This is a genomic window from Nannocystis bainbridge (assembly GCF_028368995.1).
Lineage (GTDB): Bacteria > Myxococcota_A > Polyangia > Nannocystales > Nannocystaceae > Nannocystis > Nannocystis bainbridge.
In genome coordinates, this window is record NZ_JAQNDL010000001.1 from 3,417,508 (window position 1) to 3,431,421 (window position 13,914).

General features: G+C 71.7%; 15 protein-coding genes. 12 read left to right on the top strand and 3 right to left on the bottom strand.

The window, feature by feature from the left end:
* The first annotated feature begins 109 nt into the window (after positions 1-109).
* The 9 genes from POL25_RS44290 (at position 110) to POL25_RS13420 (ending at position 10,014) form a co-directional block, all read left to right on the top strand.
* A complete protein-coding gene (locus POL25_RS44290; RefSeq protein WP_272086373.1) occupies positions 110-973 on the top strand; it encodes a DUF4266 domain-containing protein in 864 nt (287 codons plus the stop codon).
* 71 nt (positions 974-1,044) lie between these two features.
* Positions 1,045-2,232, top strand: a complete 1,188-nt coding sequence (locus tag POL25_RS13385; RefSeq protein WP_272086374.1) for a DUF2271 domain-containing protein — start codon at positions 1,045-1,047, stop codon at positions 2,230-2,232.
* Between the two features lie 471 nt (positions 2,233-2,703).
* Positions 2,704-4,107, top strand: a complete 1,404-nt coding sequence (locus tag POL25_RS13390) for a selenium-binding protein SBP56-related protein (RefSeq protein ID WP_272086375.1) — start codon at positions 2,704-2,706, stop codon at positions 4,105-4,107.
* Positions 4,104-4,826 carry a hypothetical protein gene (locus POL25_RS13395; protein WP_272086376.1) on the top strand — a complete coding sequence of 241 codons (723 nt, stop codon included), beginning with the start codon at positions 4,104-4,106 and terminating at the stop codon, positions 4,824-4,826. Before POL25_RS13390 ends, POL25_RS13395 begins: the two co-directional genes overlap by 4 nt.
* 121 nt (positions 4,827-4,947) lie before the next feature.
* On the top strand, positions 4,948-6,144 hold the full coding sequence (locus POL25_RS13400; RefSeq protein ID WP_272086377.1) for a 4-vinyl reductase: 1,197 nt from the start codon (positions 4,948-4,950) through the stop codon (positions 6,142-6,144).
* 8 nt (positions 6,145-6,152) lie between these two features.
* The gene (locus tag POL25_RS13405) at positions 6,153-6,422 is read left to right on the top strand and encodes a hypothetical protein (RefSeq protein WP_272086378.1); all 270 of its coding nucleotides are present in this window, start codon (positions 6,153-6,155) and stop codon (positions 6,420-6,422) included.
* Positions 6,419-8,278: an ATP-binding protein gene (locus POL25_RS13410; RefSeq protein ID WP_272086379.1), complete on the top strand. Its 1,860-nt coding sequence runs from the start codon at positions 6,419-6,421 to the stop codon at positions 8,276-8,278. The genes POL25_RS13405 and POL25_RS13410 overlap by 4 nt, the downstream gene beginning before the upstream one ends.
* Positions 8,279-8,488: 210 nt before the next feature.
* Entirely contained in the window at positions 8,489-9,478 is a 990-nt protein-coding gene (locus POL25_RS44295) for an AAA family ATPase (RefSeq protein ID WP_272086380.1), read from the top strand.
* Entirely contained in the window at positions 9,475-10,014 is a 540-nt protein-coding gene (locus tag POL25_RS13420; protein ID WP_272086381.1) for a hypothetical protein, read from the top strand. Before POL25_RS44295 ends, POL25_RS13420 begins: the two co-directional genes overlap by 4 nt.
* Before the next feature lie 92 nt (positions 10,015-10,106).
* Here POL25_RS13420 and POL25_RS13425 read toward each other — a convergent pair whose 3' ends face one another.
* Entirely contained in the window at positions 10,107-10,400 is a 294-nt protein-coding gene (locus POL25_RS13425; protein ID WP_272086382.1) for a hypothetical protein, read from the bottom strand.
* A gap of 78 nt (positions 10,401-10,478) precedes the next feature.
* Here POL25_RS13425 and POL25_RS13430 point away from each other — a divergent pair, with 78 nt between their 5' ends.
* Positions 10,479-10,970, top strand: coding sequence for an OmpA family protein (locus tag POL25_RS13430; RefSeq protein ID WP_272086383.1), 492 nt, complete (start codon positions 10,479-10,481; stop codon positions 10,968-10,970).
* 87 nt (positions 10,971-11,057) lie between these two features.
* On the opposite strand, the gene POL25_RS13435 is transcribed toward POL25_RS13430, so the two are convergent.
* Together POL25_RS13435 and POL25_RS13440 are read right to left on the bottom strand one after the other, a co-directional pair.
* Positions 11,058-11,927 carry a hypothetical protein gene (locus POL25_RS13435; protein WP_272086384.1) on the bottom strand — a complete coding sequence of 290 codons (870 nt, stop codon included), beginning with the start codon at positions 11,925-11,927 and terminating at the stop codon, positions 11,058-11,060.
* Entirely contained in the window at positions 11,924-12,214 is a 291-nt protein-coding gene (locus POL25_RS13440; RefSeq protein WP_272086385.1) for a hypothetical protein, read from the bottom strand. The genes POL25_RS13435 and POL25_RS13440 overlap by 4 nt, the downstream gene beginning before the upstream one ends.
* Positions 12,215-12,448: 234 nt before the next feature.
* Between POL25_RS13440 and POL25_RS13445 the strand changes: the two genes are divergently transcribed.
* Together POL25_RS13445 and POL25_RS13450 are read left to right on the top strand one after the other, a co-directional pair.
* Positions 12,449-12,829 carry a hypothetical protein gene (locus tag POL25_RS13445; protein ID WP_272086386.1) on the top strand — a complete coding sequence of 127 codons (381 nt, stop codon included), beginning with the start codon at positions 12,449-12,451 and terminating at the stop codon, positions 12,827-12,829.
* Between the two features lie 195 nt (positions 12,830-13,024).
* Positions 13,025-13,840 (top strand): DUF4198 domain-containing protein, encoded by an 816-nt coding sequence (locus POL25_RS13450; RefSeq protein ID WP_272086387.1) that lies wholly within the window; start codon positions 13,025-13,027, stop codon positions 13,838-13,840.
* Positions 13,841-13,914 lie beyond the last annotated feature (74 nt).

The following is a 13,914-nucleotide window of genomic DNA, read 5'->3' on the forward strand; positions in this document are numbered from 1 at the left end:
GGTCGATGCGACATGCCCCGAAGGGCATGCCCCAAAGCACATGCTTGAAAGAGCATGTCCTCTCGGACCTGTCCATCCCCTCGCTCCCCGCGCGCCCGGAGGTGACCCGGTGATCCGCCCCGCCCCGCTGCTCGCCGCCCTCGTCGCCCTCGCGCCCGCCGTCGCGAGCGCCTACTCGTCGCCCGCGCTGTACACCGCCGACCCCGCGCGCACGGGAGGCGCGGGCGGACGGATCTTCAGCGGCAGCCCCGGCGACGGCTTCACCTGCGGGGTCTGCCACACCGGCGGCCCGCTGCCGACCCCGGAGATCCGCGGCGGCCCGAACGGCGCTTACAAACCTGGCGCGACGTACATGTTCGAAGTGACATGGCCCGAAGACGTGTTCGGGATCGTGCTCGAGGCGACCGACCCGGCCGGGGCCCCGCTCGGCACCCTGCGCCTGCCGCCGGCCGACATCCTCGAGGACGACGAGCTGTGCCCGGGCGGGCGCGCGGCCGAGTGGATCGAGTTCGCCGAGGGCGAAGCGCGCCAGGCGGTCGCGGTCAACGTGTGCGGCTCGCACCGCCTGCGCGTGCAGTGGACCGCCCCCGACACCCACCTGCCCGGGGCGATCTACATGGCCGCGGTCGCGGCCGACGATGACGGCACCCCGGCCGGCGACGGCGCGGGCTTCTGGGAGTTCCCGGTCGGCCCCCCCGCCGCGACCGGCTGCAACCTCGGCGGCGCGCCGCCGTGGTGGGCCCTGCTGCTGCTGACCCGCCGGCGTCGCCGCGCCGCCGCGCTGCTCGGCGTGCTGTCTCTCGGGGCAGGTTGCGCCCGCGTCCAGCCCTACGAGCGCGGCCGCCTGGCCCAGCCCGACATGCAGCTCAACGGCGACGGTGACCTCGACGCCGGCCCCGAACACGCCCTCGACTACCGCGAAGGCTCGGCCGGCGGCCTCGGCGGCGGCGGCGGAGGTTGCGGATGCAACTGAGCGAACCTCGCCGCGCGCCCCCGTCCTGCGACGCCGACATCCCTCGCGCCTCCTGCCACCCCGGTCACGCCATGCCACGAAGCCTCGCCGTCCTCGCCCTCGTCCTCGCCTGCGCGCCCGACGGCGGGGCCCGCTTCGAGTTCCCGGTGAGCGGCGCCGGCGGCAGCGACGGCACCGCCTCGACGACTGCCTACACCACCGGAGGGATCGAGGACTCGCTGACCTCCGGCGGCCCCGGCCTGCCGCCGCCGCTGCCCACCACCGTCGACCCGAGCGGCGCCACCAGCAGCGACAGCGACACCGGCGGCGGGCCGATCCCCGCGGCGCTGATCCCCGCCAAGGCCACCTGGCGCTGGCAGCCGCTGCAGGCCGCCGTCGCCGGCGACTGGAAGGTCGTCGGCTTCGATGATGCGACCTGGTCCGAAGGACAGGCTGCGTTCGGCGACGGCCCCGGCGACGCCACCCCGATCGACGCAACCACCGCCCCGCTCGGCCTGCGCCTGCGCCACACCTTCAGCGTGCCCGAGGCCGCCGACGACCTGCTGCTGCGCGCCTACCTGCGCCGCGGCGACGGCGTCGCGGTGTGGCTCAACGGCGTCCCGCTGCTGCGCTCCAACCTCCCGCCCGACCCGCTGGCCGCCGACACCCGGGCCCAGTCCGACCTCAAGGGCAACGAGCCGCTGCGCTACGTCCGGCTCGCCGCCCCGCACGCCAGCCTGCTCGCCGGCGACAACGTCGTCGCCGTCGAGGTCCGCCGCTATCAATCGGGCGCCGCGGGCATCGGCTTCGACCTCCAGCTCGACGTCTGGGACCTGGCCTATGAGCCAGCCGACACCATGACCGCCCAGGTGCGCACGCGGACCTACGGGGGCGAGTACGCCGACGAGCACGTCGGCGTCGCGTGGATTCAGGGCGGCAGCGGCCTGGTGCGCACGCTGGCGGTGTGGGCCGAGGTCCGCGAGAATCACCTGATCCGCTGGCGCTCGCTGTCGGGCGGCGACAACGCCGACGCGATCACGTCGGCGACCCGCGGCTCGCACCGCACCACCGACCTCTCTTGGGACCTCAAGGACCAGCTCGGCCAACCAGCCGCGCCCGGGGACTACAAGCTGATGGTCGAGTTCACCGAGGACAACTCCAACGAGGGCCAGCCGCCCGGCCCGGTGCTCGAGATCCCGTTCACCCTCGGCGGCGGCCCGCACCTCACCGAAGTCCCCGCGCACCCGCAATTCGCCGACGGCCTGCTCGTGGTCCCCTGACCCCACGGCCGCGATTGCAATCAGCCGGACCTATGCGCCGAGTCGCCCCGGGTACAGCGAGCGTGCGCGCGGCCTCGTCAAGCCCACCGGCTTCGCAGAGCCGGACCCACCCGAGCTGTCTTTGAGGCCAAGTCGCTATCCGACGCAGTGCGTCGCTGTCCGATCAGACATGTCCTAAAAGACATTGTATCCTGCCGCCCGCGGCGCCCCGCTGCGGCGCGCCGTTTCGAGCGACGATCCCCGGCGGTCGCCGCGTAACCAACGTGGCAGCAATGTGGGCACAGGTATTGCCTGCACGCCTGCGCTGCGGCCCGGTCCGCTGGCGCCGACGCCCCCGCGGCCGATCTTGCCCGCCCCCGCGCTCGCAAGCGCGTCGGGGACATGTCCCGAAGGACATATCGACAGTCCGCGTGCGCGGCGGTCCGTGGCCCTTGACGGGGCCTGGCCGCGCGGGGCAGGCTGACCGGACACATGGCCGCTCGCTTTCGTCCCGACCCGACCTTCTATCCGTCGCCGACGATGGCGATGCAGGCCCCGCCGGAGCAGCTCGCCTACGTGGTGCTGCTCGACCCGACCGGCAAGCAGCGGCCCGACGCGATGGCGGTGGTCGACCTCGACCCGGCCTCGAAGAGCTTCGCCCAGGTGGTCGGCCAGCTCGACATGCCGAACATCGGCGACGAGCTGCACCACTTCGGCTGGAACGCCTGCAGCGCGTGCCTGTGCCCGTACGCCCCGCACCCGCACGTCGAGCGCCGCTACCTCGTGGTCCCTGGCATCAACTCGTCGCGGATCTACATCCTCGACACCCAGCCCGACCCCAAGCGGCCGCACATCGTCCGCACCATCGAGCCCGACGAGGTGTTCCGCAAGACCGGCTACGCCAGCCCGCACACGACCCACTGCGGGCCCGAGGGCATCTACGTCAGCGCCCTCGGTGCGCCCGACGGCGGCGGCCCGGGCGGCATCTTCATGCTCGACCACGAGACCTTCGACATCCGCGGCCGCTGGGAGATCGATCGCGGGCCGCAGGAGCTTCACTACGATTTCTGGTGGCACCTCGGCCACGACACCCTGATCTCGAGCGAGTGGGGCACGCCGAGCATGGTCCGCAACGGCCTCGACGCCGAGGCGCTGCTGGCCGGCAAGTACGGCCACGCGCTGCACATCTGGGACCTGCGGCGGCGCAAGCACCTCGAGCGGCTCGAGCTCGGCGCCGAGCAGCAGATGGTCCTCGAGCTGCGCCCGGCCCACAACCCGACCCGCCCTTGGGGCTTCGTCGGCGTGGTCGTCTCGCTCAAGGACCTCTCGGCCTCGATCTGGTTGTGGTTCCTCGAGAACGGCAAGTGGCAGATCAAGAAGGTCATCGAGATCCCCGCCGAGCCGGCCGACCCGGCCCTGCTGCCGCCGCTGCTCAAGGGCTTCGGCGCCGTGCCCCCGCTCGTCACCGACATCAACCTCTCGCTCGACGACAAGACCCTCTACGTCTCGTGCTGGGGCACCGGCGAGTTCCTCCAGTACGACGTGTCCGACCCGCACAACCCCAAGAAGACCGGCAGCGTCCACCTCGGCGGGATCGTCCGCAAGGCCGCGCACCCGAGCCGGCCCGACCTCGAGCTCGGCGGCGGCCCGCAGATGGTCGAGATCAGCCGCGACGGTCGCCGGGTCTACTTCACCAATTCGCTGTACGCCCCGTGGGACGCGCAATTCTACCCGGCCGGCTTCGACGGCTGGATGGTCAAGCTCGACATCCCTGAAGGCGGCAAGGGCATGACGCTCGACCCGAACTTCTTCCTGCAGTTCGAGCCCGGCCTGCGCGGCCACCAGATCCGCCTCCAGGGCGGTGACGCCTCCTCCGACTCCTACTGCTACCCATGAGCGACGCACAGGCATGGCTGGCCCTCCTGGGCCTCGGCGCCTTCCACGGCATCAACCCGGGGATGGGCTGGCTGTTCGCGGTGGCGCTCGGCCTGCAGGAGCAGCGCCGCGCCGCCGTCCTGCGCGCGCTGCTGCCGATCGCTCTCGGCCACGCGCTGTCGATCGCGGTCGTCCTGCTCGTCATCGGCGTGCTCAAGGACGTCCTGCCCGACGCGTGGGTGCGCTGGCCGGTCGGCCTCGGCCTCACCGGCTTCGGCCTCTACAAGTTGGTCCGCTGCCGTCACCCGCGATGGGTCGGCATGCGCGTCAGCTCGCTCGACCTGACGTGGTGGAGCTTCTTGATGGCCACCGCCCACGGCGCCGGCCTGATGCTCGCCCCGGTGCTGCTCGGCTGGCGCGACGGCCCGGCTGTTGAACAGGCTTCAACCCACCACGAGCACATGCATCACGCGGGCCATCACGCGCAGCACGCCGTCGAAGCCGCCGGCGGTCACGCCGGCCACGCCCAGCACCTCGCGGAGCTGGGCGCCTCGACCCCGCTGCTCGGCCTGGCCGCCACCGGCCTGCACACGCTCGGCTACTTGCTGGTGATGGGCCTCGTCGCGGTCGTGGTCTACGAGAAGGTCGGCCTGGCGATCCTCCGCAAGGCGTGGTTCAACCTCGACGTGGTGTGGGCCGCGGCGCTCGTGATCACCGGCATCGTCACGCTGACGCTGTGATGCGCGCGCCTGCGCCTCAGCCTGCTCGCGCCCGCCGCTGCCCACACGTGTGGAGTCGCGGCGGCGCGGTCGGGCGGGGTATGATGGCGGCCGCGCGGGGCACCGCGCGAGGAGGATGACAATGGCGATCGACACGGACCTGGCCGCCCGGGTGGCCATGCAGTACGAGCCCGCGACCTATCGCCGACGCATCGCCGGGCACGACGTCATCATCCACTGTCATCACTACAACGCGCGCCTGCAGCGGACCATCGAGGGCGCGCGCGGCATCGACGGCAAGGCCATCCTCGTCGGCGCCGCCGAGACCGTGTTCGCCGATCAGCTGGCCCAGGCCATGCGCGCGGGCGACGACGAAGCGCGCCGCTGGGCCGTCGCCGAGCAGCTCTACCGCCACCTCGGCTTCGGTCGCATCGACCTGTCGCAGATCGCCGCGGGCGTCGTCACCGCCGATTCGTCGCACTTCGTCGAGGGCTGGCTGGCCGGCCTCGGCGACGCCGCCGGCAGCGTCTGCAGCTTCACCGAGGGCTACCTCCAGGGGGCCGTGCACGCCGTCACCGGCGCCGCCGTGCGCGTGCGCGAGGTCGAGTGCATGGCCCGCGGCGCCGCGCGCTGCCGCTTCGAGGTCGACCACGGCCCGCGCGAGCCGATCGCCGCCGATCGCAAGGACCCGGCGATCGCCGCCCCGCGCGAGCCGGGCGCCGGCTGGCTGCGCTCGCCCAACGTCGACGAGCAGGCCATCATCGACGCCGTCGTCGGCATGCCGATGGTCGGCGACGACGCCGGCCTCATCCCCGCCTTCAGCGTCTACCTCGCCAACATGCCGGCCGACTTCTACAACCGGATCTGCATCGGCTTCGTCGAGGCCATGCGCGGCCTCGGGCGCGACAAGGCCGCCATTCGCTTGCTGGTCTCCGACGCCGAGCACTGCGGCATGAACACCTTCCGCGGCATCATGCACTCGCCCGAGTGGGACGGCCTCATCGCCCCCATGGTGCGCGACCGGGCCGACGCCCTGCACGCCATCATCGCCATCAGCAACGCGCTCGGCTGGGGCGACTGGCACGTCACCGCCCACACCCCGCGCTCGCTCGCGCTCGAGTCGCGCTACGGCTACGAGGCCGTCGGCTACCGCGAGTACCGCGGCCTGGCCGCGACCCCGCAGTGCGCCATGCTCACCGGCGTCGCCGCCGGCGTCATGGAGCTCGTCTACGGCGAGGGCACCGTCGAGGACCGCTACGGCACCTTCGCCGCCCACGAGGACCGCTGCGTCAGCTGCGGCGAGCCCTCGTGCAACTTCGCCGTCGAGCAGGTGGAGTAGGCGCCCGCATGCACCGCGAGAAGGTCCCCGCCTGCGTGCATCCGGAGACCTACAAGTACTTCCTCGACCGCGACGCCGTCGTCCCGACCTGGCAGCAGCTGGCCGCGCGCTGGGGCGAGCCGCGCCACAACCCCGGCTTCCGCACCATGGAGATCGCAGCGCCGCGGTTCACCTTGCGCGCCACCGTGCTCGGCAACCCGATTACCGTCCTGCGCAAGCGCGAGTGCACCGCCGACGACCTCGCCGAGCTGCACGCGCTCCTGGGGTACCGCGAATGACGGGCGACCTCGTCGGCGCGACCTCGTGGGCCCACGAGCTCGAGCTCGACGCCGAGCTGCGGATCGTCAGCGTCGACCCGCGGCTGTGCGCCCGACTCGGCTGCGACAGCGCCGCGCTGATCGGCGAGGGCCTCGACGAGCTGTTCTCGCCGCGCGACCGCAAGGGCCAGCGCCTCTTCTACCAGGCCCTGAGCCGCGCCGACGAGGCCGGCCTCGACCTCCTCATCACGCTCCACATCGGCGGCCAGGAGGTCCTCTCGCGCCTGCAGATGTACCCGCGCGAGCGGCAATGGGCTGCCCGCATCGAGCCGCTCACCGCCGACGGCAACCTCGTCTATCAGCTGTACTCGGCGCAGGAGCGGTGGGCCCACATCGTCAAGCGCAGCACCGAGGGCGTGGTCGTGCTCGACCCCGAGGGGCGGATCGTCGACAGCAACGCCGCCTTCTTCGAGATCATGCGCTTCCGCTCGGCCCACGGCGTCATCCTCAGCGAGGAGGCGCTGCGCGGGCGGCCGCTGCGACCGCTGCTCGCCGCCCACGGCTCCGGCCTGGACCCGCTGGCCGAGCACCTGCAGAGCTCCGAAGCCGCGCGCGACCGCTTCGCCGCCGAGCTCGCGTGGGGTGACCGCTGGCTCGACATCACCGTCACCCCGCTGCAGCTCCCGGTGCGCGGCTTCGTCGGCCTGTGCGTCACGCTGCGCGACGTCACCGAGCGCCGCCAGGCCGAGATCCTCCTGCGCCAGAAAGAGGCCGCCGAGGCCGCCAGCATCGCCAAGAGCCGCTTCCTCGCCAACATGAGCCACGAGCTGCGGACCCCGCTCAACGCCATCATCGGCTACAGCGACCTCCTGCTCGAGGAAGCCGAGGCGCGCGGCGACCACGAGAGCGTCGGCGACCTCAAGCGGATCGGCATCGCCGGCGTGCACCTGCTCGAGCTCATCAGCAGCATCCTCGACCTCACCAAGATCGAGGCCGGGCGCATGGAGGTGTGGCCCGAGCGCTTCAGCGCCCGCGCCCTGGTCCAGGGCGTCACCGCGGCGCTCGAGACCCTCGCCGGGCAGCGCGGCAACCGCATCGAGCTGCGGATCCCCCGCGAGGTCGGCTTCGTCGTCACCGACATGCTCAAGCTGCGCCAGGTGCTGTTCAACCTGGTCGGCAACGCCATCAAGTTCACCGAGCGCGGCACCATCCGCGTCGGCGTGCGCCGCACGACCCGGGGCGAGCGCGACTGGCTGGAGATCGCCGTCACCGACTCCGGCATCGGCATCGCCGCCGACGCCCTGCCGCGCCTGTTTCAAGAGTTCACCCAGGCCGACGCCTCGACCACGCGACGCTACGGCGGCGCCGGCCTCGGCCTCTCGATCGCCCGCGAGTTCTGCCGCCTCATGGGCGGTGACATCACCGCCACCAGCGTCCCCGGCGAGGGCTCGACCTTCACCGTCACCGTCCCCACCGAGCTCGACGTCGCCGCCCCGCCGCCCGTCGCCGCCGCCCCGCCGCAGGGCCCCGTCCTCGTCATCGACGTCGACCCCACCACCCTCGAGCAGGTCCAGCGCAGCCTCGTCGGCGAGCACGTCCCCGTCATCAGCTGCACCAGCGCCTCGCAGGGCCTCGCGCTGGCCCGGACCGTCCGCCCGCAGGCGATCGTGCTCGGCATCGCCGTCCCCGACGACGACGCCTGGAACGCCCTCGTCCAGCTGCGCAGCGACATCGGCCTGCGCAGCGTCCCCGTCATCGTCGCCTCCCTGCTCGACGAACAGGCCCGCGCCCTCGTGCTCGGCGCCTCGGCGTACGTCGGCAAACCAATCGACCGCGAACAGCTGCTCACCGCGCTGGCCCAGGTCCGCGCGACGTGAACGCCGAGCGGCGCTGGCCTCGGTGTGCTTCCCCCCTTACACTGGGGTCGGCGCCAGGGACCGTGCACGATGCTCAAGCGGCTCTACATCGACAACTTCAGGACCTTTCAGAACTTCGAGTGGAGCCCTGGTTCGGTCGCGCTGCTCATCGGCCGCAATGGCACTGGCAAGTCCGCCCTCTTCGAGGTGTTGTACCTCCTGCGCGGCCTCGTGATCGACGAGGTCAACCTGTCGCTGGCGATGCCGTCCACCACCCGCACGCGCTGGGATCTGCGCCAGGAGCAGCGCATCGAGCTCGACGTCGCGGGCCCTGAGGGGCTCTTCAAGTATCGGCTCGTCGTCGAGCACGACAGCAACGACGAGGAGAGCCGCATCGTCAAAGAGACGCTGCACCTCGCGGACAAACCCCTCTTCACGTTCAACGAGGGGCAGGTCCAGCTCTACAAGGACGACGGACAGCCTGGCCCCACCTTCGCCGGCAACGTGCGCCGCTCCGGTCTCGGCGCGGTCGTGCCGGGCAGCTCGAACAAGCTCCTGACCTGGTTCAAGCGGTGGCTCGGCGAGCTCGTCGTCCTGCGCCCGAACCCGGCGCTCATCGAGGGCCGCGCCGAACGGGAAGATCGCTCGCTCTCGCTGAGTTGTGACAACTTCGCCAGCTGGTATCGCACGATGTGGCAGGAGCGCCCGCAAGAGGTCAACGCCGCGCTCCGCGATTTGAGCGAGCTCCTCGACGGCTTCACCGGGCTCGCGATCCGCGTCGACGAGCGCAGGATCGGCTGGCTGCGGGCGACCTTCGCCGATCCCGCCGACTCCAACCGGCGAAAGAAAGACATTGCGCTCGACTTCGACGAGCTGTCCGACGGACAACGCGCGTTGATCGTGTTGTACGTGGTCCTCCACACCCAGATCGACGGCGATCGGACCGTCCTTCTCGACGAACCGGACAACTACACCTCGCTGGACGAAGTCCAACCATTCCTGATGGAGGCGCTCTGTCGGGTTCGGGATCGTCCGGAGGCTCAGCTTTTCATCATCTCGCACAACGCCCAATACATCGACCAACTCGCGCCGGAGGATGGCTTCATCATCTCGCGCGACGGCGGCGGTCCATCGAGGATCCGCCCGTTCCGATCCGCCGAGGCGCTCGCTCCCTCGGAGATCATCGCCCGCGGTGGCCTCTCGCAGGAGGCCGACGAATGAACCGCAAGCGGACGGCGGTCATCCTCTGCGAAGACAAGCAGGCGAGCACGCTGCTCTATCAATACCTGAAGCACGAGCGCCGCTTCAAACACGTCATCGTGCTGCCGCTGCCGGCCGGCGAGGGTTGCGGCTCGCAGTACGTGCGCGAGCGGTTCCCCGGCGAGCTCCGCAAGCAGCGCGACAAGGCGGTCGCCTCCGTCCTCGTCGTCCACACCGACGCCGACAACCGCACGGTCGCCGAGCGCAAGCAAGAGCTCGCCGCCGCGCTCGCGCGCGAGGAGGTTGCGCCCAGACAGCCAGGTGAGCCGGTCGCCCTCGTGGTCCCGCGCTGGGAGACCGAAAACTGGCTCCACCACTTCCTCGATCGCCCCGCTGTCACCGAATCCGAGAGGTATCCCAAGTTCAGCGGCGAGGAGGCCAGAGCCGCGAAACCCACGGTCGCGGCGCTCGTGAGCCTGGTCGACGGCAGCAGCAACGCGCCGAAGAACCTGCCATCCATCGAAGAATCCGCGCTCGAGCTGCGCCGACTGCCCTGAGCGCGGAGCCTCGACACCCTGCCCCCTGCTCAGTCCCCCGCAGGATTCGACCATCGTCTTCGGGTCCATCCACACATGTCCTCGAGGCCATCTCACGTCTCGTGCACCCGTCGCCGGCGCTCCCACCATTCGGGCCACGGCAGCAGCACCACCGGCACCAGCGCGATCATCGGGCGGAAATCGATGTGCAGCACCCGATCGATCCCGACGTGCATCCCCACCAGCCCCAGCGCCAGCCACGGTCGCAGGCGCGGCAGCGGCACCAGCCGCACCGTCGCCAGCTCGAGCACCAGCGCCGTCGTCGCCAGCACAGCAGCCACGCGCAGTCCGGTCGCAAACAGCGCCGACTCGCGCGCGAACAGCCCCGCCCAGAACCTGCCCAGCACCGCGCCCAGCCTGGCCTACGCCCGATCGGCGCGGAAGCGCACCCACCTCCTCGCGGTCGCGGTGTTACCCTCCCTGCCATGCCTCGCGCCGCTCTCGCGCTGGTCCTGCTCCTCCTCGCCTGCAAGCACGGCGGTGCCGGCCTGTCGTCCTCGCGCCCGCCGCCGCCCGAGGTCGCCCCTGCCTTCTTCGCCGCCGGCTCCAACATCGTGACCTTCGACGACCGGCCCATGGTCGACCAGGCCGCCGCCGAGCTGCAGAAGAACCGCGACCTGCACCTGCTGCTCATCGGCCGCACCGACTCGCGCGGCAAGGCCGACCAGAACATGGAGCTCGGCCTCCAGCGCGCCCGCGAGATGCGCGAGGCGATCCTCCTCAAGGCCGACGGCAAGCTCGACCCCGCCCGCGTCCACATCGGCTCGCGCGGCCCGGCCGACCCGACCGGCGACAACAACACCGATGAGGGCCGGGCCGCCAACCGCCGCGTCGAGTTCTTCTTGTATTACCCCGACGGCACCCCGCTGAAGTCGCGCTTCGCCGACCCGATCATCATCGAGGGCGAGGAGCCCTGAATCTCCGCCTGTCCCCAGGGGCATGCCCCGTAGGGCATGCTCCTTCGGACATGCTCCTTCGAGCATGTCCCGAGATTCATCCAAACTTCAGAAGAAGATCTGCAGCCCGAGGCTCCAGCCGATCGTATAGTCGCGCAGGCGCGTGAACGGCACCTGGAGCGAGCCGACCAGCGAGGCGCGGCGGTGGAAATTGTAAGCCACCGCCATCAGGCCGGTGCCGCGGGCCGTGCCGAGGTCGCGGTACAGCTCGCCCGCGCGGTTGCCCGGGCAGAACTCGCGGCCGCCCTCTGGCAGCGCGCAAAAGGCCGCCAGGCGGGTGTCGAGCAGCAGGCCCACGCCGAGGTTGACCTTGCCATTGGCGAGCCGCGCCCCGACCTGGCCGCTCGCGCCGAAGTCGACCGCCACGCCTGCGCGGCGGATGTCGACCGTCGCGATCGCCAGCACCTGCCAGTACCACGTCATGTACGTGCGCGTGAACACCACGTACGGCGCGACCGCCACGATCGGCCCCGGGTCGACGGTGAACCGCACCGTGCGCGTCGGCAGCGACGCGTTGAGCCCCGCCGTCAGCACCCGGTGGATCAGCTTGCCCGCGTGCGGCGTGAAGCGCAGCTGCACCCGCGTATCGCCGTAGCCGACGCGCGTCTCGCCCTGCGTGTCGGCGGCGCGGAACATCAGCAGCGGCGCCTGCAGGGCCATCGACAGCCACGGCCGCGGCGCGTACTCGCCGACCACCGACAGCGAGTCCATCGTCCCCGGGTTGAGGCCGAAGCCGGTGTAGACGAACTCGTTGATCAGCAGCAGCCGGGTGTTGGCCCGCCCGCCGGCGCCGTTGAGGCTGTTGATCGTGCGCACCCCTTCGGACGCGCCGTGGCCGGGCACGTGGTGGGCGCGCGCGGCCGCGGGGGTCAGCGCCAGCGCCGCTGCCAGCATTCGCGCCGCCAGGCGAGCGCTCACCGCTCCCCCTTGATCGCGTGACACTCGACGCACCCGCGGCGGTCCTTGGCCATCCAGTCGGCCACCAGCGGCGGGCGGACGACCTGGTTCATCTCGACCATGTGGCGCTCGAGCATGGCGGGATCCATCCCGGACATCCGCTTGGCCATGTGCGACTCGAGCTCGTGGCACTTGAGGCACGACCCGCGCGTCGACTGGGAGCTCATCGCCCCGTGGTGCTCCTCGCGGCGGATGTTGGGGGCGAAGGTGGTGATGCAGCCGGCGCTCGCGCCCGCCACGGCGGCCACCACGAGGAGGGCAGCGGCGACTCCGCCGAGCCCGCTCGCGCCGGCTGTCTGCCGCTGTCTGCCGCGGGACGTCACTCTCGCCGTGTAACCGATCCAGCGCCCGCACGGCGCCATCGCGGCGGGCAAACGGGGCTCCTGCGACATCGGGTCGCATCGCCCGCGCCCGCCGCCGCGTGCGACAGGCCGACGCATGTACAGGTCCGCCAGATCGCGCCTATGGTGTCGATCCTCGCCATGACCCGCGCCGCCCGCCCGTTCTCCGCCCTGCTGTCCGTCCTGCTCCTTTCGGCCGCGGCCGGGTGCACCAGCCAGAGCAACATCGGCAACCCGTGCGACAAGGCCGAGCAGTGCGGCGACGGCCTGATCTGCGACTTCCACGACGGCAAGGGCACCTGCCAGGAGCCGCACGGCCACGGCACCGATGGCGAGACCGCCGACACCGCCGACACCGACGACCACTCGCACGAGACCGACGATCACTCGCACGAGACCGACGACCACTCGACGGACAGCACGAGCTCCGGCACCGGCCCGACCGAGGCCACCACCGAGCACGGCGAGACCGAGCACGACCACACCGGCACGACCGCCGACACCACGACCTCGACCGGTTGATCTTGCCCTGAAGGACATGTCCTCAAAGACATGTCCTTCAGCTCATGCTGATCCTCGCGCCCGGCGTTCCGGTGCCGCCAGAGCGGCGCGACCCGACGGTGCGCGACCCGTCCTGCCGCCGCAGTCGCATCTGCCATGCGCCGGGGCTCGCGCGAAGATCGCGGCGGTCACCGATCCACGGTATGCTGCGGATCCGTGCCGTCCGTCCGCGCCCTCGCTCTCGGCCTCCTCGCCGCGCTCTGCCTCGCCGCGCCTGCCCGCGCCCACGACTACTGGCTCGAGTTCTCGCCGCTGACGCCCGTGCCCGGGCACGCGCTCGCGCTCAGCCTGTGGGTCGGCGAGGACTTCACCGCCGAGGCGCAGAAGGCCATGGAGCGGCGGCGGCTGGTCTCGCTGCGGCAGGTCACCGCCCTCGGTGAGCTCGACCTGCTGGCCCAGGCGCGCGACGGCGCCACCCCGTTCCTCGATCTGCGGCTCGGCGGCGAGGGCGGCTACCTGTTCGGCCTCGAGCGCGACGCCTCGCGCATCGAGCTGAAGCCGCTCAAGTTCAACCGCTACCTCCGCCACGAGGGCTTCGCCGCCGCCTTCACCGCGCGCAAGCGGGCCGGCGAGCGCTGGCGGCCCGGGCGCGAGCGATACACCCGCTACCTCAAGAGCTTCGTGCGCGTCGGCGACCCGATCGACGGCGTCTCGACCCGCGTCCTCGGCCACCGCCTCGAGCTCGTCCCCGAGCGCGACCTCGCCGGCCTGCGCCCCGGCGATCGGCTCGGCGTGCAGCTGCGCTTCGACGGCGCCCCGCTGGCCGGCGCCCGGGTCGAGGCGTTCGCCCGCGATCCCGGCGGCCGGATCGCCGACCAGGCCGCCACCACCGACGCCGCCGGCCGCGTCAGCTTCGAGGTGACCGCCGCCGGCCCCTGCCTGCTGCGCGCCGTCCACATGCAGCGCTGCGCCGGCTGCGAGGACGCCGACTGGGAGAGCTTCTGGAGCTCCTACGGCTTCGCCGTCCGCTGAGCGGCGCCTCACCTCGCGCCATGTCTACACGGACATGTCGTGGGGGACATGCCGCCGTGAACATGTCGCCGGGG